This window comes from Blastococcus sp. MG754426 (genome assembly GCF_021699055.1).
Lineage (GTDB): Bacteria > Actinomycetota > Actinomycetes > Mycobacteriales > Geodermatophilaceae > Blastococcus.
Map to the genome: position 1 here is coordinate 1 of NZ_SSXC01000047.1, position 22,772 is coordinate 22,772.

At 73.7% G+C, this 22,772-nt stretch carries 24 protein-coding genes; 8 read left to right on the plus strand and 16 right to left on the minus strand.

Going from position 1 to position 22,772, the window contains the following annotated elements:
- Positions 1 to 191: 191 nt before the first annotated feature.
- Complete coding sequence (locus tag E9549_RS14945) at positions 192 to 515, plus strand: hypothetical protein (RefSeq protein WP_236827338.1); 324 nt, start codon at positions 192 to 194, stop codon at positions 513 to 515.
- A 140-nt stretch (positions 516 to 655) separates the two neighbouring features.
- Here the strand turns inward: E9549_RS14945 and E9549_RS14950 are convergent, their stop codons facing one another.
- Both E9549_RS14950 and E9549_RS14955 read right to left on the minus strand, forming a co-directional pair.
- Positions 656 to 2,611, minus strand: a complete 1,956-nt coding sequence (locus E9549_RS14950) for an ATP-binding protein (RefSeq protein ID WP_236827339.1) — start codon at positions 2,609 to 2,611, stop codon at positions 656 to 658.
- Between the two features lie 967 nt (positions 2,612 to 3,578).
- Positions 3,579 to 4,550, minus strand: coding sequence for an SDR family oxidoreductase (locus tag E9549_RS14955; protein WP_236827340.1), 972 nt, complete (start codon positions 4,548 to 4,550; stop codon positions 3,579 to 3,581).
- Between the two features lie 204 nt (positions 4,551 to 4,754).
- Here E9549_RS14955 and E9549_RS14960 point away from each other — a divergent pair, with 204 nt between their 5' ends.
- On the plus strand, positions 4,755 to 5,651 hold the full coding sequence (locus E9549_RS14960) for a helix-turn-helix transcriptional regulator (RefSeq protein ID WP_236827341.1): 897 nt from the start codon (positions 4,755 to 4,757) through the stop codon (positions 5,649 to 5,651).
- 141 nt (positions 5,652 to 5,792) lie between these two features.
- On the opposite strand, the gene E9549_RS14965 is transcribed toward E9549_RS14960, so the two are convergent.
- Positions 5,793 to 6,482 (minus strand): GDSL-type esterase/lipase family protein, encoded by a 690-nt coding sequence (locus E9549_RS14965; RefSeq protein ID WP_236827342.1) that lies wholly within the window; start codon positions 6,480 to 6,482, stop codon positions 5,793 to 5,795.
- Positions 6,483 to 6,607: 125 nt separating this feature from the next.
- Between E9549_RS14965 and E9549_RS14970 the strand changes: the two genes are divergently transcribed.
- Complete coding sequence (locus E9549_RS14970) at positions 6,608 to 7,471, plus strand: SGNH/GDSL hydrolase family protein (protein ID WP_236827343.1); 864 nt, start codon at positions 6,608 to 6,610, stop codon at positions 7,469 to 7,471.
- 6 nt (positions 7,472 to 7,477) lie between these two features.
- Here the strand turns inward: E9549_RS14970 and E9549_RS14975 are convergent, their stop codons facing one another.
- The 4 genes from E9549_RS14975 to E9549_RS14990 form a co-directional block, all read right to left on the minus strand.
- On the minus strand, positions 7,478 to 7,780 hold the full coding sequence (locus E9549_RS14975; RefSeq protein ID WP_236827344.1) for a flagellar FlbD family protein: 303 nt from the start codon (positions 7,778 to 7,780) through the stop codon (positions 7,478 to 7,480).
- Between the two features lie 135 nt (positions 7,781 to 7,915).
- Positions 7,916 to 9,220 (minus strand): hypothetical protein, encoded by a 1,305-nt coding sequence (locus E9549_RS14980; protein WP_236827345.1) that lies wholly within the window; start codon positions 9,218 to 9,220, stop codon positions 7,916 to 7,918.
- Positions 9,217 to 9,642, minus strand: coding sequence for a hypothetical protein (locus E9549_RS14985; RefSeq protein ID WP_236827346.1), 426 nt, complete (start codon positions 9,640 to 9,642; stop codon positions 9,217 to 9,219). The genes E9549_RS14980 and E9549_RS14985 overlap by 4 nt, the downstream gene beginning before the upstream one ends.
- Complete coding sequence (locus tag E9549_RS14990; RefSeq protein ID WP_236827347.1) at positions 9,639 to 11,486, minus strand: hypothetical protein; 1,848 nt, start codon at positions 11,484 to 11,486, stop codon at positions 9,639 to 9,641. The genes E9549_RS14985 and E9549_RS14990 overlap by 4 nt, the downstream gene beginning before the upstream one ends.
- Before the next feature lie 89 nt (positions 11,487 to 11,575).
- On the opposite strand from E9549_RS14990, the gene E9549_RS14995 reads away from it, so the two are divergent.
- Complete coding sequence (locus tag E9549_RS14995) at positions 11,576 to 12,337, plus strand: MerR family transcriptional regulator (RefSeq protein WP_236827348.1); 762 nt, start codon at positions 11,576 to 11,578, stop codon at positions 12,335 to 12,337.
- Here E9549_RS14995 and E9549_RS15000 read toward each other — a convergent pair.
- Positions 12,334 to 12,540 (minus strand): hypothetical protein, encoded by a 207-nt coding sequence (locus E9549_RS15000; protein ID WP_236827349.1) that lies wholly within the window; start codon positions 12,538 to 12,540, stop codon positions 12,334 to 12,336. The genes E9549_RS14995 and E9549_RS15000 overlap by 4 nt on opposite strands.
- A 47-nt stretch (positions 12,541 to 12,587) precedes the next feature.
- On the minus strand, positions 12,588 to 13,526 hold the full coding sequence (locus E9549_RS24235) for a siderophore-interacting protein (RefSeq protein WP_236827350.1): 939 nt from the start codon (positions 13,524 to 13,526) through the stop codon (positions 12,588 to 12,590).
- A gap of 141 nt (positions 13,527 to 13,667) precedes the next feature.
- On the opposite strand from E9549_RS24235, the gene E9549_RS15010 reads away from it, so the two are divergent.
- A complete protein-coding gene (locus E9549_RS15010) occupies positions 13,668 to 14,618 on the plus strand; it encodes an ABC transporter substrate-binding protein (RefSeq protein WP_236827351.1) in 951 nt (316 codons plus the stop codon).
- Between the two features lie 50 nt (positions 14,619 to 14,668).
- On the opposite strand, the gene bfr is transcribed toward E9549_RS15010, so the two are convergent.
- Both bfr and E9549_RS15020 read right to left on the minus strand, forming a co-directional pair.
- Positions 14,669 to 15,151 carry a bacterioferritin gene (gene bfr / locus E9549_RS15015; protein WP_236827352.1) on the minus strand — a complete coding sequence of 161 codons (483 nt, stop codon included), beginning with the start codon at positions 15,149 to 15,151 and terminating at the stop codon, positions 14,669 to 14,671.
- Positions 15,138 to 15,362 carry a bacterioferritin-associated ferredoxin gene (locus tag E9549_RS15020; RefSeq protein ID WP_236827353.1) on the minus strand — a complete coding sequence of 75 codons (225 nt, stop codon included), beginning with the start codon at positions 15,360 to 15,362 and terminating at the stop codon, positions 15,138 to 15,140. The genes bfr and E9549_RS15020 overlap by 14 nt, the downstream gene beginning before the upstream one ends.
- Before the next feature lie 143 nt (positions 15,363 to 15,505).
- Between E9549_RS15020 and E9549_RS15025 the strand changes: the two genes are divergently transcribed.
- Genes E9549_RS15025 through E9549_RS15035 form a run of 3 tightly spaced genes read left to right on the plus strand, consistent with a single transcriptional unit; the run spans position 15,506 to position 18,035 of the window.
- Positions 15,506 to 16,288, plus strand: a complete 783-nt coding sequence (locus E9549_RS15025) for an isocitrate lyase/phosphoenolpyruvate mutase family protein (protein WP_236827354.1) — start codon at positions 15,506 to 15,508, stop codon at positions 16,286 to 16,288.
- A 10-nt stretch (positions 16,289 to 16,298) separates the two neighbouring features.
- The gene (locus tag E9549_RS15030; RefSeq protein ID WP_236827355.1) at positions 16,299 to 16,823 is read left to right on the plus strand and encodes a trans-aconitate 2-methyltransferase; all 525 of its coding nucleotides are present in this window, start codon (positions 16,299 to 16,301) and stop codon (positions 16,821 to 16,823) included.
- A gap of 33 nt (positions 16,824 to 16,856) precedes the next feature.
- Positions 16,857 to 18,035, plus strand: a complete 1,179-nt coding sequence (locus tag E9549_RS15035) for an acyl-CoA dehydrogenase family protein (RefSeq protein WP_236827356.1) — start codon at positions 16,857 to 16,859, stop codon at positions 18,033 to 18,035.
- A gap of 55 nt (positions 18,036 to 18,090) precedes the next feature.
- Here the strand turns inward: E9549_RS15035 and E9549_RS15040 are convergent, their stop codons facing one another.
- From E9549_RS15040 to E9549_RS15060, 5 genes are read right to left on the minus strand one after another with little or no spacing between them, the layout of a single operon-like run.
- Positions 18,091 to 18,336 carry a hypothetical protein gene (locus E9549_RS15040; RefSeq protein WP_236827357.1) on the minus strand — a complete coding sequence of 82 codons (246 nt, stop codon included), beginning with the start codon at positions 18,334 to 18,336 and terminating at the stop codon, positions 18,091 to 18,093.
- Entirely contained in the window at positions 18,333 to 19,814 is a 1,482-nt protein-coding gene (locus tag E9549_RS15045) for a glycosyltransferase family 2 protein (protein WP_236827358.1), read from the minus strand. Before E9549_RS15045 ends, E9549_RS15040 begins: the two co-directional genes overlap by 4 nt.
- Positions 19,811 to 20,560: a histidinol-phosphatase gene (locus E9549_RS15050; RefSeq protein ID WP_236827359.1), complete on the minus strand. Its 750-nt coding sequence runs from the start codon at positions 20,558 to 20,560 to the stop codon at positions 19,811 to 19,813. Before E9549_RS15050 ends, E9549_RS15045 begins: the two co-directional genes overlap by 4 nt.
- Complete coding sequence (locus E9549_RS15055) at positions 20,557 to 21,546, minus strand: ATP-grasp domain-containing protein (protein ID WP_236827360.1); 990 nt, start codon at positions 21,544 to 21,546, stop codon at positions 20,557 to 20,559. Before E9549_RS15055 ends, E9549_RS15050 begins: the two co-directional genes overlap by 4 nt.
- Positions 21,539 to 22,621, minus strand: coding sequence for a response regulator (locus E9549_RS15060; protein WP_236827361.1), 1,083 nt, complete (start codon positions 22,619 to 22,621; stop codon positions 21,539 to 21,541). Before E9549_RS15060 ends, E9549_RS15055 begins: the two co-directional genes overlap by 8 nt.
- Between the last annotated feature and the right edge of the window lie 151 nt (positions 22,622 to 22,772).

Below are 22,772 nucleotides of genomic sequence, written 5' to 3' on the forward strand. Positions count from 1 at the left end.
GTCGCCCGCTCCCGCAGCTCGTCGGGGTACTTCCTCGGTGCCGCCATGACTCTCATCCTCACGTGGATTGAGAGCCTCCATCAGACCCGGGGCGGGACAGGAAGCGACCCTGGGTTCTCTTCGTCGCCGATCGAGCTGAAGACCTGCTCTCCCTGTGTCGAATCGAGTCCGAGCGGGCGTGGATCGCGCGGATGTTCCAGAGCGTGAGAAGCCAGGACTCCTACGCCGCTCTCATCGAGGAGTACACGGCCGAGCAAATGGTCCTGGAGGCGCGGCGCCGCCGCGTGCGGAACGCCCTCGTGCACGGCAACCCTGCTAGTTTCACGGTCGTCGAGTCAGTTCGCGATTACTCCGAGTTCCAGAGTGGCACTGCACTCCAACTGGGTCTCGAGTCCTACGTTTCAGCGTCGGATCCCGTCAGCGCGCTAGCAAAGCGCACCGCCGAGTTCGAAGCGATGCGCCTTGGTCAAAATGCGGCCAGCTACTGGCGAGACCGCGTTGCGGCCAGAGATTGACCAGCTGTGGTCCCAGCGGGACAGGCGAAGATGTCAGCAGCCCGTGTATAGCTCTCGCCACGTCCGAGCCTGCCTACGTGAGCCGCGAAAGACTGGACCCATAACGACACCGCAATAGTGTCGCAATGCGCCATAATCGGTCACGAGTTCACCTGCGGAAGGAAGTCCGCGTACTGTTCGCGCACATACCCGAGCCCTTCGGAGATAGAAGGGTCGTGTTCTAAGGTGCGCGTCACAAAGTCCAGCCGCCGGCGGTTCTCGTCGATCAAGTCACGCCACCGTCGGACGTAGGCGGTCACGCGGGGTCGGCCAGCCTTGGGCGTCGGCTCCCAGAATTTTCCGAGCTCGAAGTCCTCTTTGAAGATCCGGTTCTCGGCGACGTCGTCGAGCGCCGTGCCAACGAGGATGAGGTCCCAGTGTGCGGTGCTGCTGCTGAACTGGGGCCCGAAAAAGATGGCGTTGCCGTAGTCCTCGACTTGATCCAACTCATGCCGACCAATCGTGACGTCGGGTGCTTTCAGCTCCACCACCAGGTGTCGGACCCGGTCGTGTTCTTGGTACTTCGCGGCGAGGTGGAGGTCGACGCGACCGCTCTTGCCGTCCCAGCGCTTCACAGGGGTGGCATTCTTCGTCGGCAGGCCCTCGAGCTTCAGGTGGGTGCGGAGAAGCTGTGTCAGGCCACGCTCACTGCTCATCAGGTGGTACGCCTCGCCGAACACCCACAGCTCGTGCTCGAGGATCCGGTGCAAGTGGTCGCGCTCGCCGACCTCGGGGGAGTCGGTCGGATCGAACAGCAGGTGCTCCAGTCCCGCCAGAAACTTGTGCCGGCTGGCGACGAGGTTGGCGGACCGGATGATCGCGCTCAGCGTCGTCTCGCTGAGCAGGCGGGTCAGGGTGTCCCGATCGGCTTCGCTGAGCGACACCACCTCGTGCAGAATCGTCGTGAGCTTGTCGGGGTCATGCCGAATCGCGTCTCTCAGGAGGGCGAGGGTCAGCCGGGCGTCGCTGTTCCGCTTCGAGATGTGCGGGACCAGCGCGCCGGACACCACATCGAAGACTGCCCGCTCAGCTCGCTCAGGTTCGGTCGTCGGCTCCCCCTGGTAGGGGTAGACCCCGGTCTCCTTCCACTTGTCGACCTGCTCGCGCCGACGCTCCCGGAGGCGCCTGGCGAAGTGCTCGCGGATGGCGCGACGGGACGACCGCCATAGGTGATTGATCGGCTCGGGTGCCATGTCCCCAAGCCCCAGGACGGCGACGGCGTCGTGGTCGAGGCCGTCCCACGTGACGTAGGCCGAGAACGGGTACTGGCCTTCTACGTCGCGGCCGGGTTCCTCGAACGGGAAGTGGTGGGCATCGGGGCCGTAGTAGATGGCTCGGTGCTTGCCGCTGCGCCACTCGATGACGCGAACGGACAGCTCGCCGCCTCTGCTGCCGTCCCCGAACGGGACGGTCAGCTCGGTGTCGTCGACGATCTCCTGGGACGGGTCAAGGGAAGCCCCGTCGTACGTGATGGTGAGGCCAGCGTCGTGGAGCAGGATCGGTGCGAAGTGTGACCGAAGGGCGGGGAGCGCGGCGTCGTTCTCCAGTGCCGCGAGGCTCCGCTGCTCATCGTTGTGGACGGTCACCGTCGTGCCGGTCGTAGCCTGGCCCGCGGGATCGGCTGTCCATCGGAACACGTGCCGGTTGCTGCGGCTGCCGGTGATCTCGACGTTTTGCAAGACGCCGGCCGTGTTGACGCTGCGGCTGCTCCACGCCACGCGTGACCCGAGCGCGAAGGCGCGGAGCCGGCCCTCGCCGCGACTCCCATGGAGCCGACGCATGTCGTTTTTCGACCGCCGACTGAGCCTCTTCCACGAGTCACCGATCCGTCCGAATGTGGCCTCCACCTCGTCCGAGCTGATTCCGTGGCCGTCGTCCTGGACGTGCACCGCCGTGATGGCGTCCGTGGTGCCGTCACGCTCCAGACGGACGATCACGACCGACGACTCCGCGTCGATGGCGTTCCAAACCAACTCGACGACGGCCCGGACCGGGTCTGCTTCGTGGGCAAGCCGCGCCACGAGGTCGTTGCTTGCCTGGAGCACCAAGTCGGCCACGTGGGCGACTCTAGGGAGGAGGGCTGACAGCCGAGTCGCCCGGCTCGCCGGCGTAACACTGCTGCGTTCAACGCGGCGGCCACCGCTTCGAGGGCATCGCGGTAGGCCTTCGGGACGCTGGCGATCTGATCTCCGCCGCCCTCCGGCAGGCGCAACACCGACTGAGTCGTGGTGAGCCAAGACGACCGTTGTGTCGCCAGGTCCGTACGACCGGGCACAGACGGGCCATGGTTATGGACGTCCGACCTGGCCAGCGTTTGGGGCGGGTTACGAGAATCGAACCCACGTAATCAGCTTGGAAGGGTGGTGTTGCCAAGCGGTGCCCCGCTGGTCAACGCCGGATCAGGACGGCGCGGTGCCTTCCGATTGCCTCGCCGCCACGCTCATGGAGGCGGCGGAGCGGCATCGCTTCTGCCCGGCACGCTGGTACTGCAAGGCTGCGGCGGGAGGCGTGCCGAGGTGGTGCATTAGCTCCCTGGCGGTGGCTCCATGCTGGGCGGCGATGGTGGCGCTCCAGCCGCCACCGATCGCTGAGGACGCCGATTCCGATAATTCGCGACCCGCGACCGACGCCGGAACGTCACATGACGCGCGTCGGTGGCGACAGTCACCAGCGCGTGGGACGCAGCTCGGACCGGTCGCCGCGGTTGCAGTTCTGGTTGCAGTTGTCCTCTCCTGATCTTGGTTCGCCCTCATTCGCCGTCGTCCGGTGAAGCGGTGAACCTCCTGCTCAACGGGCCCTTTCGGACATGAGCGAACGTCCGCGAACGCGATCATGACGGCCTGGCAGTGTGGGGGTCAGGGGTTCGAGTCCCCTCAGCTCCACCCGATCGACCGAGGCCGCTGCTCTGCCGGGGCAGCGGCCTCGGTCGTCTCCGGCGTCCGTCGCGCTGGCGAGTCGGACCTCGACGTCCCGACGAAGAGCCCGGTGCCGACGACTGAGGCGCCGATCGTGCAGGTCGGGACCTCAGGCCGGCAGGCGGTGAGCGCGGTCCGACCCGGAGCCGGCCGGGAACGACACCCCCGCCAGCTGCTCCGACAGCCGCCAGATGCGCCGCGCGTCCTCGGTGCTGCGCAGGCTCCGGTACACCGCCTGCTCGGCCGGCGCTCCGCTCATGTGCCGGAACCGGCGTGGCCCGTAGAACCGGCCCCCACCGGCGTCCGGCGACGTCGCGGCCAGCAGGGCGGGCAGCGCCGCGGTCTCCGGTGTCCCCGCGATGCCCCACCGCGACAGGCGGCGGATCACCCGGATCTCGCGTGACTCCTCGGCCCGGCCGATCTCCGGCCGGGGCGCGAGCAGGCTCGTCGGGGCGATGCCGGGGTGCGCGATGTTGCTCGTGACGCCCCAGCCGGAGGCCTCGCTGCGCCGGTCGAGCTCCAACGCGAACAGGCCGACGGCGATCTTCGACGAGCTGTAGGCGCGGAACGGGTCGTAGGAGCGGTCCCACTGCAGGTCGTCCCAGTGCACCGCGTTGCGGTTCGCGGCCACGCTCAGCTGCGTGGTCACGCGTGCCCTGCCGGCCCGCAGCAGCGGCAGCAGCCGGGCGACGAGGGCGACGTGGCCGAGGTGGTTGGTGCCGAACTGCAGCTCGAACCCGTCGGCCGTCGTCCGGCGCTCCGGCGGGCTCATGACGCCGGCGTTGTTCACCAGGACGTCGATCGGCCGGCCCTCGTCGGCCAGCGCGCCGGCGAAGTCGGCGACCGAGTCCAGCGACGCCAGGTCGAGCTCGTGCAGGGTGACGCTCGCCCGCGGCACCCGGGCCCGGATCTCCGCGGCCGCTGCCTGGCCCTTGCCGAGGTCGCGCACCGGTAGGACGAGGTCGGCGCCGGCTGCCGCCAGGCGGCGGGCGAGCACCAGGCCGATGCCGTCGCTGCCGCCGGTGAGCACTGCGCGCTTCCCCGACAGGTCGGGGACGGTGATGTCGGTCGTGCGGGCCATCGCGGGACTCCTGGGTTCGTGGACGCGCTGATCGTGCCGTGTCACCACGGTCGCCGGTCCCGGCACCGCGTGGCAGGGCCTGCCGATCCCCCCGTCCGGACGGCGAGAGGGGGATCGGCAGGCCGTGGCTGCGGCGGGCCCGCGCCGGTAGACAGGGCTGTGCCGGCCGATGGGCCGGCGTCGGTGCACGAGAGGACGTCCGTGGTGATCGATCGAGCCGGGCTGGCGGCGTTCCTCCGCCGCCGGAGGGAGTCGCTGCAGCCCGAGGACGTCGGGCTGCCCCGGGGGCCGCGGCGCCGCACCGCCGGGCTGCGCCGCGAGGAGGTCGCGGCCCTGTGCCACATGTCGACCGACTACTACACCCGGCTGGAGCGGGAGCGGGGCCCGCACCCCTCGGCGCAGATGATCGCCGCCATCGCGCAGGGGCTGCACCTGTCGCTGGACGAGCGCGACCACCTGCACCGGCTGGCCGGGCACCAACCGCCGCCGCGCGGGGAGAACAGCGAGCACATCAGCCCCGGCCTGCTGCGGATCTTCGACCGGCTCGGCGACACCCCCGCCGAGATCGTCACCGAGGTCGGCGAGACCCTGCGGCAGACCCCGCCCGGCATCGCCCTCGTCGGCGACGCGATGCGCTACACCGGGCCGGCCCGCAGCCGCGGGTACCGCTGGTTCACCGACCCGGCGGCCCGCGCGCTGCACGTGCCGGAGGACCACGCGCACATGTCGCGCACGTACGCCGCCGGGCTCCGCGCGCTGGTCACGCTGCGGGGGCCCGGGTCCCGCGCGGCCCACCTGGCCGACCTGCTGCTGGCGCGCAGCGAGGAGTTCCGCTCGCTGTGGGCGGTCCACGAGGTCGGCATCCACCTCGACGAGGTGAAGCGCTACCAGCACCCCGAGGTCGGCCGGCTGGAGCTCAACTGCCAGACGCTCGTCGACCCGCACCAGGCCCACCGCCTGCTGGTCTACACCGCCGCCCCCGGCACCGAGAGCTACGACAAGCTCCAGGTGCTCACGGTCCTCGGCGCCCAGTCCCTCGCACCGTCCGGCGCCGGCGGGGGAGCGCCGCCCACCTCACCGGCACCCAGCCCCATCGGGTGAGGGCCGCCCCCCGGGGTGGGGCGGTTCCGGGTCGGCTCGGTCCACCCTGGACGCATGACCTGCGACGACTGCCTCGAGCTGGCCGACTTCTGCCGCTGCCACTCCCGGCCCTGGTGGCGCCGGCGCGGCTGACGCGCCCGCTCAGCCCAGCGCGTCGGAGACGACGTCGGCCAGCACCTGCGTGCCCTCGGCCGAGGGGTGGGTGCCGTCGTCGCTCATCCCGTCGGCGAAGGTGCCGTCCGGGTCGGCCAGCGGCGTCCAGAAGTCCAGCAGTGCCACGCCGCGCTCGTCCGCCCACGCGCGCAGCCGCTCGTTGAGGGCCGCGGTCTCCCCGGGGAACTCGTCGCTGGGAGGCAGGGTGGCGAAGACGGGGGTCGCCCCGCCCGCCTCGACCTCCTCGGCGATCTGCGTCAGCGTGCCGATCGTCCCCTCGGCGCGCCCCTGGCGGACGTCGTTGGTGCCGGCGAGCACGAGCACCGTGGCCGGGCGCGGCTGGAGCGCGTCGGGCACCCGGGCGAGGATCTCGTCGCTCCGCTCCCCGCCGACCCCGAAGTTGCCGCCGTAGGTGACAGGGGAGTCCTCGCGGCAGGCGAGCACGTCGGCGTACGAGTCGTCGACCCCGATGGCCAGCGCGTCGACGTGGCTCCCGGCGGTGATCGAGTCGCCGAGGGCCACGGTGCCGCCCGGCTCGGCGGACGGGGACAGGAAGCACTCGAAGTGCAGGACGGCGTGGGCCAGCCGGTTGCCCGGGCTGTTGCGGACGAGCACCGAGCCCGCGAGGGCGACGATCACGACGGCGACGAGCGCCTGGACCACGCGTCCCGGAGCCATGGGCTCGACGGTAGCCCGTGCCCGCCGGGCGACACGCCGCCGCCGCTACCTGTGTGACCTGCGTAACCGGTGACCGGCTGGCGCGTTGATCCGCGCACACCGCCCCCACCCGATCTGGAGGAGACGTGCGCCGTCTCGCCACCTGCATCCTGGCCGCCGTCGCGGTCCTCACCGGCGTCGTCGTCGCGCCGTCGGCCCAGGCCGCGCCGGCCCCGGTGCGCTACGTCGCCCTCGGTGACTCCTACAGCGCGGCCTCCGGCGTCCTGCCGCCGGACCTCACCGCGCCGCCGCAGTGCCTCCGCTCGACCCGCAACTACCCGCACGTCATCGCCGCGGCGATCGGCGCCCGGCTCACCGACGTCACCTGCGGCGGCGCCGAGACCGCCGACTTCTTCACCGAGCAGCACCCGGGCGTGGCCCCGCAGCTGGCGGCGCTGAGCCGCGACACCCAGCTGGTCACCATGACCATCGGCGGCAACGACAGCGGCGTCTTCATCAACTCGGTGCTCGCCTGCAGCAGCGCCGGCCTCGCCACGCTCGGCCAGGGCAGCCCGTGCAAGGACCGGTACGGCAGCTCGTTCACCGACACCGTGCGCAGCACGACGTTCCCGGCGCTGGTGGAGGCGCTCCGGGCCGTGCGGACAGCGGCACCGAACGCCCGCGTCGCGATCCTCGGCTACCCCTGGATCGTGCCGGCCAGCGGTGGGTGCTTCGACCGCATGACCATCGCCGAGGGCGACATCCCCTACCTGCGCGACCTCCAGGCGACGCTGAACGACGTGGTGCGGCGGGCGGCGTCCCTGTCCGGCGTCACCTTCGTCGACCTCAGCCGCGTCTCCGACGGCCACGACGCCTGCCAGCCGATCGGCGTCCGGTGGATCGAGCCGGTCCTGCAGGGCCTCAACCCGGTGATCGTGCACCCCAACGCGCTCGGCGAGGCGGAGATGGCCGCGCGCACCTTGGCGGTGCTGCGGCTCGACCGCGGCTGAGCGGCGTCAGCTCGGGACGGCGCCCAGCTCGGTCTCGCGCGCCCGTCCCGTGCCGTGCCGCTGGGCGAGCCGGGCGAGCCGGGCGGCCGTCGGCGTCGCGGCGTACCCGTCGGTGAGCCGCGCCCGGGCGACCAGCGCCCCCGCGCGGTGGGCGGCGATCGAGTGCAGGACCTCCTCGAAGGCCGTCTCGACGACGTAGTGGGTGCCGTCGACCAGGTGCACGACCGTGTCGGGGTCGCGCTCGACCCGCTCGATCAGGTCGGGGTCGACGGCGAAGTGCTCACCGTTGCGGCAGCTCACAGCGATCACGGGGCGGTCCTCTCGCACTCGTCGGCCCGGGGACCGGTGGCCCGGTCCGGACATCGGTCCGGCACCGGGGCCATCGGCAGCCCGGGGCCCGTGCTGGAGGTCGCCGGGCCGGATGCGCCCGTTCGGGTGACCCGCTCAGAAGCCGAACAGCAGGCCCAGCCCGCCGAGGGTGAACAGGACCATCACCACCACCAGCGGGAGCTGGTCGGAGGCCCGGGCGTGGCGCGCCGAGCGGAGTGCCCGCTCGTGCGCCAGCGCCACGCCGACGACGTGGCCGGCGATGATCGCCCCCACCTGCACCAGCGCGATCGCGTCGGAGCCGACCGCGGTCAGGTCGACCCGGTTGCCGTACGTGCCGAACAGGTCGACGCCGGCGACGCCGAACGGGTTGCTCACCAGGATCCAGGTGTGCTGCCCGTCGAGGAGCAGCAGGCTGAAGTAGTGGGCCACGGTGTAGCCCAGCGCGATCGGGATGACCGTGGCCGCGTACCGGCCCGGCTGCACGCCCGGGGCCTGCCCCGCCAGCCGCCCGGACAGCCGCGTGCCCAGCGCGTACAGGGCGGCGACCACGCCGATCGACGCCAGCAGGCCGACCGTGCCCGACAGGATGTCGTCCGCCGCGCCCGGGCCGGTCTGCCACCACACCGTGCGCGAGAGCCCGTCGAAGGCGGTGGAGCCCAGCAGCACCACCACCAGCGCGGTCAGCCCGGGCTCGGCGGGGGTGGCGAGCGCGCCGGCCAGCGGGTTGCGCAGCACCAGGCGGCCGTCGTCCCGCCGCCCCCACGGGGAGAGCCGGGCGATCAGCGTGGAGTAGGCCTCGAACCCGTCACCGCGGGCGAACCAGCCCTCGCCGAACCACAGCGACAGCGCCACGTGCACCACCGAGTGCACCAGCAGGAACACCGCGACGGTCACCGGCTCGGCGCGGCCCGGGAAGACCAGTTCGAGCCAGACGAAGGCGAGCAGCGACGCCGCCGCGGGCCAGAGACCGAGCGCGGGCAGCCGGGCGGCACCCGGCGCGTCCGGCGCCACCGGCCGCAGCAGCCGGTGCAGCAGCCGCAGCGGGTTCGCCACCCGCCAGACCGGGCCGAGCAGCAGGCTCGCCGGCACCAGCCCCACCCAGAAGGTCACGTACAGCACCCACGGGGCGAGGTTGCGCGCGGTCTCCCGGGGCCCCAGGAACGCGACGGCGACGAGGAGGGCGGCGACGGCCAGCGCGCCCGCCTGGAGCCCCCGCCGCAGCGGCGCGGCGTCGACGACCCGCTGCACGCCGGCCGGCAGCGGGCGCCCCGACCCGGGACCGCCCAGCCGGGGCGTGCGCCAGAACAGCAGCAGGACGGCGAAGCTGACCAGGATGGCCGCTCCCGCGCCGTAGAGTGCGAAGCCGATCGGGATCGGCAGGTCCGTGCGCGAGCCGACGCCGTGCGCGAGGACGCTCACCCGACCTGCAGCGTCAGCAGCACCGTCCCGGCGTCGTGCAGCTCCAGCTCGAAGACCCCGGGGATCGTGGCGTCGAACGCGAGCTCCGCCGGCTGCCCCGGCACCAGGTTGGCCAGCTCGTCGTACCCGTGCAGGTGCGCCTCGTCGGCGACGTCGGAGGTGACGACGACGGTCACCGGCTCACCCAGCGGCACCGGCACCCGGCCGGTGTCGCCGGTGACCCGGCCGTCCGCGTACGCCACCTCGATGCGCCGGCCGGCGGCCTCCGTCGGTGCGGGGTCGGTCGGCGTGGTGCTGCCGGCGGCGGGGGAGTCGGCTGCCGCAGGAGCGGCCGCCTCCACGGCGGGGGCGGCCGTGCCGGCGCAGCCGGCGAGCGGGAGCGCCAGCAGCAGGACGGCGGCGGCCGTGCGGCGCGGGCTCACCGGCGCGCCCCGGACGCCGCCGTGCGCTGCCGGGGGCGGCCCGCCGGGGCGTCGGCGGACGGCTCCCCGGCGGGGCCGCGGCGGGCGTGGCGGGCCACGCCCCAGGCGATGGCGGCCACGAGCGCCAGCGTGCAGGCGAGCACCACGAGGTTGGACACCAGCCACAGGCCGCCGCCGCTGTCCTGCAGCTCCCGCTGCAGGATGTCGATCTCGGGGATCGCGCTGCGGGTCATGCCGTCCTCGGCGGGGATCTCGCCGGCGGGGATCGCGTCGTCCTGCGGCAGGTAGATGGGGAACGCGGTGAGCACCCGCCCGTCGTGCACGCGCAGCAGCGTCTTCCACGTGCCGTGCAGCGGCACCGGCTCGGTCGTCCGGTACTCGCCCTCGCCGACCCGCTCCAGCGGCGTCACGACCAGGCCCTGGCCCTGCCAGGCGGTGATCTGCAGCCACGCGGGGTCGTCCGGGAAGTCCGCCGGGTCCAGCCGCACCCCGATGTCGGCGGTGCGCGGCCCCGTGGTGACCTCGTCGATGGTGAAGGTCGCCTCCACGTCGTCGGGGACGGTGGCGACCAGGCCGTTGGCGACGGCGCCCGCGAGCACCGCCAGGCAGGCCAGCAGCACGCCGCGGGCGACGGCGGGGCGCGGCAGCCGGCGGCGCAGCCCGGTGGCCAGCAGGGCACCCAGCAGCGCCCCGGCGATGCCGCCGGCGAGCGCCATGAGCGTGCCCTCGACCAGGATGTCGCTGCCCCAGCTGAGCTCCTGGACGAGGTGGGTCCAGCCCGCCTCCGTGGCATGGCCGACCGTGCCGATCGCCACCCCGGCCACGGCGCCGAACAGCAGCGGCCTCCGCGCCGGCGGCAGCGCGAGCGCCAGGAGCTCGACCGCGATCGCCGAGCCGAGGTAGAGCGGGAACGTGGGGGTGATCTCGCCGAGGCCCGGGCCCACGACCAGCGCGATGGAGCCGCGCACGACCAGGAAGAACACCGTCGCGGCGAGCGCGCCGCCGCGGCCCATGAACATGCGGGCGGCGACCAGCGCGACGCCGGCGGCGCCGGCGATCATGAACGGCTCCAGCACCAGCCGGAACTGTGGCACGTCGAAGTCGTACTCGCCCTGGAACACCGACATGCCCAGCAGCAGCCCACCCATGGCCGAGGCCTGCCGGAGGAAGCGGACGGTGCCCGCCCGGTCACCGCCGTCGGTGGAGCGCCTGCCGTGCCCCTCCTGCTCGAGGACCAGCAGCCCGACGATCGACAGGCCGGCGCCGCCGATCAGCATCAGGTGGGTGGGGCCCCAGAGGGTCACGTCCTGGCCGAACATCCGGTGCCACACGTCGTCCAGGGGGAACCCGAGCAGCGCGTAGAAGCCCGCGGCCGTGAGCAGGATGCCGCCGACCGGGACGTCCCAGCCGCGGACGAAGCGCACCGCCGCCGGGCCGGGCCGCTCGTCCAGCGGCATGGCGCAGGCCAGCACACCGCCGGCGAAGACACCGAACAGGCCGAAGAGGATGAGGTAGTGGGCCGGGTTCGCCAGCGGACCCTCGTCACGGCCCACGCCGATGTGCAGGGCGATGTCCCACAGCATGCCGAGCAGGGCGGTGAGCAACGACGCCGTGGTGAGGACCGTCGGCAGGGCGACCCAGCCCGGTGCGCCCGTGGCGCGGCCCAGCCGGTCGCCCACCCGCACGAGCAGGGTCGACCGCCGGGTGCGGTGCGCGAGGACCAGGGCCAGCAGCACGGCGGTCAGGAGCGCGCCGATGCCCGTGGCGAGGGCGACCTCGCCCAGGGCGGCACCTCCTGCCGGACGCGTCTCGGCGGCGATCAGCACGGTGTCCCTCCCAGGCATGTGCCTATGTAACACGAGTAACGGTTACATCGACAAGTGCTACATGGAACGGGTCGCATACCGTGTGCGGACGACGGAGAGGAGCAGCCGTGAGCCAAGCCCCACCCGGGCCGGCCGGTGAGGACGAGCAGGAGCTGACGGTCGACGAGCTCGCCGCCCGCGTCGGGCTGACGGTCCGGAACGTGCGCGCGTACGCCGCCCGGGGCCTCCTGCCGCCGCCGCGCATGGTGGGCCGCACGGGCTACTACGGCCGCGGGCACGTCGCCCGGCTGCTGCTGGTCCGGGAGATGCTCGCCGAGGGGTACTCGCTGGCGATGATCGAGCGGACCCTCGCCAGCGCCCCGCCGGCGGCGAGCTCGGCCACCCTCGCGCTGCACCGGGCGCTGCTCACGCCGTGGCTCCCGCCGGAGCCGGAGGAGACCACCGGCCCCGAGCTCGCCGCCCGGACGGGCGTGCAGATCGGCCCCGCGCTGGTCGACCAGCTGGTGGAGCTCGGCATCGTGGAGCGGCTGGGCGGGGAGCGGCTGCGGGTGCTCGACCCGGCGCTGCTGGTGGCCGGGCTGCAGGTGGTCGGTCTCGGCGTGCCGTCGGCGGCGCTCATCGCGGCCCAGGCGCAGGTCAACGAGCACGTGCGGGCGATCAGCCGCACCTACGTGCAGATGTTCGTCGACACCGTGTGGCGGGGCTTCGTCGAGGCCGGGGCGCCGCCCGCGCAGCTGGACGCCATCCTGGCCACCGTCACGCGTCTCCAGCCGGTCGCGGCGCAGGCGGTGCTGGCCGCGTTCCGCACCGAGATGGCCGCCGAGGTGGCCGGCGCCGTCGAGGCGGCGCTGGGCGAGCTCGGGGGCTAGCGGTCCGGGGCGTCGCCCTCGGCGAGCTCCTCCCGCGTCGCGCCCCGGCGGTCGGCCTCGGCCGCCGCCTCCCGCGCGGTGATCCGGCGGTCGCGGACGACGGCGCCGGCGACCAGCGCCACCAGCACGGCCGCCGGCACGAAGAAGCCGACGGTCCCGATGACGCTCAGCCCGTCGGTGGCGACCACGTCGTAACCAGGCACGAGCTCATGTGACACCGGCTGGTGTCATGGTGTCAACCGGAAGGGTGTCAGTCGGAGTCGCGGCCCTCGCGCCAGTAGCCCATGAAGGCCACCGACCGGCGGTCGACGCCCACCTCCTGGACCAGGTGCCGGCGCAGGCCCTTGACCACGCCGGCCTCGCCGGCGAGCCAGGCGTAGACGCCGGAGGAGCCCGCGGCCACGGTGTCCTCGGCGGGCACCTCCCAGAGGATGCCGGCGTCGACGTCCACGTCGGCCAGGTCGACCGCGGGGGAGGGGGAGACGAGGTCGCCCAGCTCGCGCACCGCCGCGAGCACGGCCTCGGTGAGCAGCCGCCCCCGCGGCGCGGCGGGTGCGCCGTCGGCGGGCCAGCGGGGCAGCCAGGTGATCTCCACCCCCGCCGGGGCGGCGACGTTCAGCGCGTCGCCGGCCGTCGGCACCTCGAGCAGGACCTTGGCGCGGCGGCCGGCCGGCAGGCCCTCGACGATCGCGCAGACGGCCGGCACCGCGGTCTCGTCGCCGGCGATCAGCAGGCAGGAGGCGTCGGCCGGCGGGTGCCACTCGTAGCCGCCGGTCTCCCCGGGGAAGCGGGCGTTCGGGGCGACCAGGACCACCTCGTCACCGGGGCCGGCCTGCTCGGCCCACGCCGAGGCCGGGCCGGTCGCGCCGTGCAGGACGAAGTCGACGTCGACCTCGCGCTGCTCGGGGCGCAGCGCGCGGACGGTGTAGGTGCGGATCGGCATGCGGCGCTCGGCGGGCAGGGTGCGCCACGCGCCGTACCAGTCCTCGCCGGCCGGGCAGTCCAGGATGCCGCGCCCCGGCAGGGGCAGCATGACCTTGATGCGCTGGTCGCGGCCGTTGGACGTCAGGTCGTCCATCTCCGGCCCGGTGAACGTGACCCGCAGGAAGCTCGGGCTCAGCCGCTGCACCCGCGCGACGCGCACCGGGAAGGTGCGGTAGGCGGGGATCTGCGCGGTCTGGACGGTCACGGCCACTCCCGGGTCGGTGCGTGTGGGCCGGCTCCCTAGTTAGGCTAGCCTTCCCTGGCTTCCGGCAGTCTTGCACACGGACGCCGGCCGATCCAGACGCACGCCCCTCCCCGGGGGTGCGCTCCAGCACGGAGGAGAACCATGACGATGCGCCTCTCGCGCGCGACCGCCCTCGCGGTGGCGGCCGCCCTGACCCTGGCCGCGTGCGGCGGTGGGGACGAGCCCGACGACGGGGCGTCGGGCGGGACCGTGACGGGGGACGCCGCCTTTCCGCGCACGGTCGAGCACGCCATGGGCACGACCGAGATCCCGGCCGAGCCCGAGCGGGTCGTCGTCCTGGACACCGGTGAGCTGGACTCGGCGCTCTCGCTCGGCGTCACCCCCGTGGGTGCGGTGACCACCGACGTCTCCGAGACCTTCCTCAGCTACCTCGCCGAGGACGCCGAGGGCGTCGAGGTGGTCGGCACGATCGCCGAGCCGAACCTGGAGGAGATCGCGGCGCTCGAGCCGGACCTCATCCTGTCCAACTCCGTGCGCCACGAGGACATCTACGACCAGCTGTCGCAGATCGCCCCCACGGTCTTCGCCGCCGACGTCGGCGACACGTGGAAGGAGAACCTCCTCCTCGACGCCGAGGCGCTGGGCAGGGAGGAGGAGGCAGCCGAGCTCATCGCGGACTACGAGGAGCAGGCCGCCCAGCTCGGGCAGGAGATCGGGACCGGTACGACGATCAGCCCGATCCGCTTCGTCGGCGGCACCATCCGGGCCTACCAGCCCGACTCGTTCATCGGCACGGTGCTCGGCGACATCGGCCTGGAGCAGGTCGAGCTGCCGGCGGGCCGCCCCACCTTCGCCGAGCTGAGCCCCGAGGAGATCAGCCGGGCCGACGCCGACGTGATCCTGTACTCGTCCTACGGGCCGGTCGCCGACTCGGGCGAGGCTTCCGTCGTCGCCGGACCGCTGTGGCCGATGCTCACGGCGGTCCAGGACGGACGGGCCTTCCAGGTGGAGGACGACGTGTTCTACACCGGGATCGGCCTGCGCGCCGCCACCCTGCAGCTCGAGCGGCTGCGGGAGCTGCTGGCCGGCTGAGCCCGGGAGCGCGACGAGGGCCCCTCCCGACGGGAGGGGCCCTCCTCGCGTCAGGGCGTCTCGGTGGCGATCTGCGCGGCCAGGTACTGCGGGGAGCCGACGCGCTCGATGGCGGCCAGCTGCGCCTCGAACCAGTCCGCGTGCTTCTCCTCGTCGAGGACCATCTCCTCGAACACCGACGCGGTGCCGTGGTCACCCAGGTCGTGGCACTCCTTCGCGGAGGCGTTGAACTGGGCGACGGCGGCCTTCTCGCTGTCGAGGGCCAGCACGAGCATCTCCTCGGCCGTCTCACCCACCCGGATCGCCCCGAGACGCTGCAGGTTGGGGTGGCCGTCGAAGAGCAGGACGCGCTGGATGAGGGCGTCGGCGTCGCGCATCTCGTCGATGGAGAGGTCGTAGAAGACCTTGCCGAGCTTGGGCAGGCCCCACGCGTCGAGCATGCGGGCGTTCAGGAAGTACGTGTTGGTGACCGTCAGTTCGAAGGTCAGCGCGTCGTTCAGCAGTTCGACGACGCGGGGGCTAACGGGCTGCACCGGCCACTCCCAGCTCTCGCTCGGCCGGGTGCTCGGTGGTGCCCCCGGCTCGCACCGGGCAATGCTGGCACACCAGCTCGCGCAGGGAGGTCACGCAGTTGCCGCAGGTGCGCCCGGCGCCGGTGGCCCGGGCGACGTCGGCGACGCAGCGCGCCCCGTTGGCGATCGCCTCGAGGACGTCGCGGTCGGTGACCACGGTGCAGTGGCACACGTACATGGAGCGGACGCCTAACGGGAGACGGCGGGGGCTGCCCCGGCGCTGGCGCCCGGGCGACCCACGCAGGTTAGCCTGGCCTTACCGGTTCCCGCCAGGGTGGCTGGTCAACGGCTCCGCGCGCGCCCTAGGTTGCCCGCATGCCCGACCTGGCCTCCCGCGCCCGCACCCTGCTGCGGCTGCAGACCGATCCCCGCATCCTCGTCCTGGCCAACGTCTGGGACGTGACCTCCGCCCGCGTCGTCGCCGGCACCGCGGGGACCGGTGCGCTGGCCACGGCCAGCCACGCCATCGCCGCGTCGCTGGGGTACGAGGACGGCGAGCGCATCCCGCTGGAGCTGCACCTGGACGTGGTGCGGCGGATCGCCGCCGCCGTGGAGCTACCGGTCTCCGTCGACATGGAGGCGGGCTACGGCGACCCGGGCGGGACGGCGGCGCGGGTGATCGCGGCCGGCGCCGTCGGCGGCAACCTCGAGGACGCCCTGCGGCCGCTCGACGAGGCGGTGGCCGCCGTGGGGGAGGTGCTCGACGCCGGCCGCGCCGCCGGCATCGACTTCGTCCTCAACGCGCGCACCGACGTCGTCCTGCTCGCGCCCGTGGACGCCGACCGGGCGGCGCTGCTGGAGGAGGCGGCGGACCGGGGCCGCGCCTTCCTGGCCGCCGGCGCGGCCGCGGTCTTCGTGCCCGGGGTGGTCGCGGCCGGCGATATCGCCGCGCTGGTCGGGGCCCTGGGGCGGGGGCGGCTGAGCGTGCTGGCCGTCCCCGGCGCCACCCCGCCGGTCGCGGAGCTGGAACGGCTGGGCGTCGCGCGCGTCTCCACCGGCCCCTTCGCGCAGCGCGCCGCCCTCACCGCCCTGCAGGACGCGACGGCGGAGCTGCTCGCGGGTGGGGTGCTGCCGCCGGGCACCCGGATGCTGAGCTGAGGCGGCCGGCGTGCGGGCGTCGGAGCGGCTGACCTGGGCGGCGGGCCTGGTCGACCCGGCGCCGGGGGAGCGGGTGCTCGAGGTCGGCTGCGGCCACGGCGTGCTGGTCGCCCTCCTCGCCGCGCGGCTGCCGGGCGGGCACGTCGTCGCGGTCGACCGGTCGCCGGCGATGGTCGCGGCGGCGACCGCGCGCAACCGGGCGGCGGTCGACGCCGGCCGCGTCACCGTCCACGGTGGCCCGCTGGTCGAGGTGGAGCTGCCGGAGCGCGGGTTCGACGTCGTCGTCTCCTTCGACGTCCGGGCCTTCTGGACGCCGCCGGGTGCGGAGTGGGACGTCGTCGACCGGGTGCTCGCCACCGGCGGGCGGATCCTCGTCGGCTGCTCCGTGATGGGCCCGGACACCGTCGAGCGGGTGCTGGCCGGGGTGCTCCGGGCGGCCGGGCCGCGGGGCCTCACGGAGCACGCCCTGCACCGGGCGGAGACCAGGCCGTTGCCCGCGGCGGCGGTCGAGTTGCGGCGCGCACCCGGCGGGTAGGAGGCCGGGCGCCACCGACGAGAGGACACCCGCATGACCGACGACCTCATCCCCGGCGACCTCTACGCCTACGAGTCGCTGCTGGCCGACGACGAGCGCGAGGAGCTCGCCGGCATCCGCAGCTTCCTGCGGGAGGAGGTCCGCCCGGGGGTCAACGAGCACTGGGCGGCGGCGACCTTCCCGATGGAGCTCGTGCCGCGCTTCGCCGAGGCCGGGCTCGTCGGCCGCAGCTACGACACGGAGGGCTCGCCGCGGGCCTCCCGGCTGTTCACCGGGTTCATCGCGCTGGAGACCGCCCGCGTCGACCCGTCGATGGCCACCTTCCTCGGCGTGCACAACGGCCTGGCGATGGGCTCGATCGTCACCCTCGGCTCCGAGGAGCAGAAGGCCCGCTGGCTGCCGGGCATGCTGGCGCTGGAGAAGATCGGCTGCTTCGCGCTGACCGAGCCGCACGGTGGCTCCGACGTCGCGCTCGGCCTGGAGACGACCGCGCGCCGGGACGGCGACGAGTGGGTGCTCGACGGCGCCAAGCGCTGGATCGGCAACGGCACCTTCGCCGACCTCGTCGTCGTCTTCGCCCGCGACGTCGCCGACGACTCGGTGAAGACCTTCGTCGTGGAGAAGGGGACCCCGGGCTTCAGCGCCACCAAGATGGAGGGCAAGTACGCCCTGCGCACCGTGCAGAACGCCGACATCACCTTCGAGGGCTGCCGGGTCCCGGCGGAGAACAAGCTCGAGGGCGGCAACACGTTCAAGGACGTCAACCGGGTGCTGAAGCTGACCCGCGGCGGCGTCGCGTGGAGCGCCGTCGGGTGCCAGATGGGCGCCTTCGAGACGGCGCTGGCCTACGCGAAGCAGCGGGAGCAGTTCGGCCGGCCGATCGCCGGGTTCCAGCTGGTCCAGGACCTGCTGGCGCGCATGGCGGGGAACGTCACCGCGAGCCTGGGGATGGCGGTGCGGGTCGCCCAGCTGCAGGAGGAGGGCGTCTTCCGCGACGACCACGCCGCGCTGGCGAAGAGCTACGTCACCAGCCAGGCGCGGCAGACGGTGGCGTGGGCCCGGGAGCTGCTCGGGGGCAACGGCATCCTGCTCGAGCAGGACGTCGTCCGGTACTTCAACGACGCCGAGGCGCTCTACTCCTACGAGGGGACCCGCGAGATCAACCAGCTGATCGTCGGCCGGGCCCTGACCGGGGTGAGCGCCTTCGTCTGAGCGGGTGGTGCGGCCCGCCCCGCCCCGGGTCAGGGGGGCGGGCCGGGCCGCGGTCTCAGGCGCCGAGGACGGCGGTGCGCACCAGGTACAGCAGCACCACCACGGCGACCGCCACGGCGAGCCCGACCCACAGCCGGCGCTCGCGCACGCGGTCGGCCTCGGTCTCGTCGGCCAGCGCGACCGGGTCGGCCCACACAGGGGGCAGCCCGCCGCAGCGGGCGAGCAGCTCCTCGGTGAGCACCACCGGCGGGCTCACCCGGAACGGCTGCCCGGCCCCGACCAGGTGCTCGACGCTGCTCATGCGGTGACCCTCCCGGTCTTCTCGGTCTTGTCCCAGGTCATCGCGGCCCCGCGGAACTCCTTGACGTAGGCGTCCGCGGTGATCGCGCACATCATCGGCCCGAAGCCGACCAGGTAGAGCGCCAGCGGCGTCAGCGGCCGGCCCCAGCGGGTGCCCTCCAGCCTGCGCACCCCGTAGGCCAGCGGGATGCAGAGCACCAGCCAGCTGTAGACGAACAGCGTCCAGAACGTCTCGGCGCCGCCGGACAGGGGGACGATCCCCGGGAAGGCCGCCGAGACCAGGACGACGAAGGAGACGGCGCCGGGGAACAGCAGGGCCTCGCGCCACACCTTCAGGCCGGTGCGCGGGTCGACCGACATCGTCAGCGTGATCATGAAGACGAACGTCGCGATCGGCACGAAGACCGCTGCGCCGAACACCTCCGAGGCGAGCTCGCTGTCGAGCAGGAAGAGCCCGATGAGGCCGACCGAGGTGAGCAGCATCGCCACCGGCAGCAGCAGGATGGCGAACCAGAAGATGCCGAAGAAGAAGCCGCCCAGCCCCGGGTGCACCGACCGGCGGAACCACAGGTGCCGGTACATCGAGGTGATCTGCACGTTGCCCCGGGCCCAGCGCAGCCGCTGCTTCCACAGCGCGTCCACGCCGGCCGGCTCCTCGGCCAGCACGCGGGCGTGCGGCTCGAAGACGACGCGGCGCCCGGCGAGCTGGGTGCGGAAGGTGGTGACGGTGTCCTCGGCCAGCGACGAGGTGTCGATCTGGCCGCCGATCGCCACCAGGTTCTCCCGCGAGTGCAGCTGGGCGCCCCCGGCCAGGCAGGCCATCGCGCCGGCGACGTTCTGGGCCCGGCGCGAGGCGGCCTGCGCGGCCAGGTAGTCGAACCCGATGAACCGGGTGATGCCCTCCGGGTCGCCGCTGCCCTCGCGGATGTAGGCGGTGACCGCACCGACCGTGGGGTCGGCGAGGTGGCGGGTCATCTTGCGCAGCGAGGCCGGCTCGTAGATGACGTCGGCGTCCATGATCAGGAGCGCCTCCATCCAGTCGTCGGCGAGGATCTCGCGCAGCCCGTGGTTGAGGGTGTGCGCCTTGCCCTCGCCGCCCTTCTCGCGGCGCAGGTGCACGACCCGGCCCGGGAAGCGCTCGGCGCAGGCGGCGAGCACGGCGGGGGTGTCGTCGGTGCTGGCGTCGTCGACGACGTACACCCGCAACCGGTCCGGCGGGTAGTCCAGCCCCATCAGCCGCTCGATCGAGGTGGTGAGCACCGCGGCCTCGTTCCAGGCCGGGATCACCACCGCGACGTTGGGCAGGTACGGGCCGGTCTCCCGGTAGTGGTTGCGCAGCGCGTGGAACGGGATGACGAGGAACTGTGCCAGCCCGGCCACGACGGGGACCGCCCCGATGCCGACCAGCGCCAGCAGGACGACGGTCAGCGCGGTCTCCCCGATCGCGGCGACGTCCGTGCCCGCGGCCAGGGTGCTCACCGGGCGCCGACCAGCCGGGTCGCCGACGCCGCGTCAGCCACCCACGAGAAGCGGCCCACCGTGGCGGCCTCGTGGCTGTCGGTGGAGCCGACCAGGGTCACCCCGGCGGCGGCCAGCGCCAGGACCACGCGCGGCCCCGGGCAGCGCCACTTCTCGTTGACCTCGACGGTGGTGCCGGTGCGCACCGCGGCATCGGCGATCGCGGCCACGTGCTCGTCGAGCAGTTCGCTCTCGTGCAGCCCGATCTTGGGCAGCAGCGAGAACAGGTGGGCGAGCTGGGCGCGGCCGGCCCGCTGCATCGCGCGCACGGTGGCCTCGACCAGGATCGACAGCGCGTCCTGGGCGGGCAGCCCGCCCTCGATCTCCTCGAGCGTGCGGCGGGGGCTCCACGGACCGTCCGGCCCGGGGAACTGGTGGTCGGCGATGAGGATGCGGTCCACCCCGCCCGGCCCCACCACGAGGTCCTCGGGCAGGTCCAGGCGCCCGGAGGCGTCCAGCATCTTCGCCTCCACGCCGGTGAGCACCTCCAGCCCCTCGACGCGGGGCAGCGCGGCGACCTCGGCGAGGAAGCCGGGCACCCAGGTCGTCGTCGTCCGGACGTGGTCGACCATGCGGATGCTGGCCAGCCCGGTGTCGCGGGCGGCGACCAGGTTCTCCGCCGGCGCGCTCACCGCGTCGTCGGACCAGGTGGAGTGCACGTGGTGGTCGGTGAGCAGCAGGTCGAGGTCCTGCAGGGCGGTGGTCATCGGGCGGCCTCCTCGGCGACGACGTCGGACGGGGCGAGGAAGACGTCCTCCAGGTGGCGGACGACGGCGAGCTCGCGGAACGGCACCGCGGCCGGCAGCGGCCGGCCCAGCGCCAGGTCCAGGGCGAGCGAGGGCATGTCGACGCCGGCGGCGACGGTCAGCGGCATCGCCCCGGGGAAACGCGGGTTGACCTCCAGGAGGGCCGGGCGGCCCTCGGCGTCGCGGCGCAGCTGCACGTTCGCCACCCCGACCAGCCCGATCGCGCGGGCCACCCGGCGGGCGGTCTCCTCCAGCTCCGGGTCGGCGACGGTGGCCCCGGCGACCGAGACGCCGGAGTCGACCCGCAGGCGGGACCGCGGCACGGCGGCGACCACGTGCCCGTCGGCGTCGGCCAGCGTGTCGACCGAGTACTCCTCGCCGGGCAGGTGGGCCTGCACGAGGGTGTCCTCGTCGCTGCCGAGGGCGCGCAGCGCGGCGGCGTCCTCGACCAGGTGCACCCCGCGGGAGCCGGCGCCGCGGCGCGGCTTGACGATCACCGGGTAGTCCCAGCTGCCGGCGTCGGTCGCACCCAGCAGCGCGGTGCGCGGCGTGGGCAGCACCTCGGCGCAGCGCTGCGCCAGCGCGTACTTGTCCAGGCAGACCTCGAGCGTCTCCAGGCTCGGGGCGGCCAGCGTGGTGCCGACGGCGTCCAGGCGCTTGCGCTCGGCGGCCAGCCGCGGCAGCTCGACGTCGACGGTGGAGAACAGCACGTCGACCCGCTCCCGCTCGCACAGCGCGACCAGGTGGTCGACGAACTCCTCGTCCAGGCCCGGCCGGACCAGGTGCCGGGCGCCGGCCTCGACCAGGTAGAGGCCGCTGGCGTACCGGTCCATGTCGGCGGCGAGCAGCACGACGTCGTCGCGCCGGGCCAGCGAGCGGAGCACGGCGATGCCCGCGGGGCCGCCCGCTCCGGTGACGAGGACGCGGGTGGGGCTGGGGTCAGACACCGTAGGGCTCCGGGGTGGTCGAGGTGGCGGGGGAGGGCTGCTGGAAGGCGGACTCGCTGGTCGCGCCGACGACGCCACCGGCGTCGCGGACCACCTCGAGCGGCTCGCAGTACTGGCCGCCGCTGCCGTAGCGGGACCAGTAGCGGGCGGTGGCCAGGACGAAGTCGTCCTGGAGGTAGGCGCGGATGCCGGCCTGCGAGCGGAAGCTCTTGAGCAGGTCCAGCTTGGTGCGGGTGAACCCGTCGATGGAGACGAAGCGGGAGGGCCGGAAGTCGATCGTCGCCGAGGGGCTCTGGAAGCAGGCCACCGTCGGCACGTTGCGGGTCGCGACGGTCGCGGCCTGGTGCACCGCCCGGTGGTCCTGGTGCCGGTCGTTGGCCGAGTGCGTGTAGACGATCGTCGGCCGCACCTCGGCGACGACGCGCTCGATGATCGACATGGTCGGGTCCATCGGGCTGATGCGGGTGTCCTCGAGGTCCTCGAGGAACAGGCGGGCGCCGATCAGCTCGGCGGCGGCCAGGGACTCGTCCTGCCGGTCGTCGGCCGCACCGCCGCGCGCGCCCCGCGAGAGCGTGAGGATGACGACCTGGTCGCCGGCCGAGCGGTGCGCGGCCAGGGTGCCGCCGACGCCGATCTCGACGTCGTCGGGGTGGGCGCCGATGGCGAGCACCGTCTGCCGCCGGGGCGCCGCGGCGCGCTTGGCCTGCGCGGTCTCGGCCAGCCGGCGGATCGTCGCAGCCAGGGTCTCCTTGGGCACCGGCTTGACGAGGAACTCGTCGGCCTGGCGGCGCAGGGCGTCCACGGCGTAGTCGACCGACGCGTGCGCCGTCATCACGGTCACCGGCAGGTCCGGGCGCAGCGCGCGGAGCCGGTCGAGGAACTCCAGCCCCGTCATGCCCGGCATCTCGATGTCGGTGATCGCGGCGTCGAACTCGGTGCGCCCGGCGAGGGCGAGCGCCTCGAGCGGGTCCGCGCACGTGGTCACGGCCATGCCGCCCCGCTGCAGCACGGTGCGGACGAAGAATGCGGTGTCGGGGTCGTCGTCGACGACCAGGACGTGCAGGGCACCGTCCACGGTTCCGGCTCCCGTCGGTCGGGTCCCCCGGGTCGACCGGGAGGGGGAACGGGATGTCCCCGCGGGGGTTGACGGCCGCCCGGGCCCCACCCATGAGCCGTGCCCCGCCGTCCTCACCCGATGGGGTGGGCCGGGGGACAGGCCGCCCGCT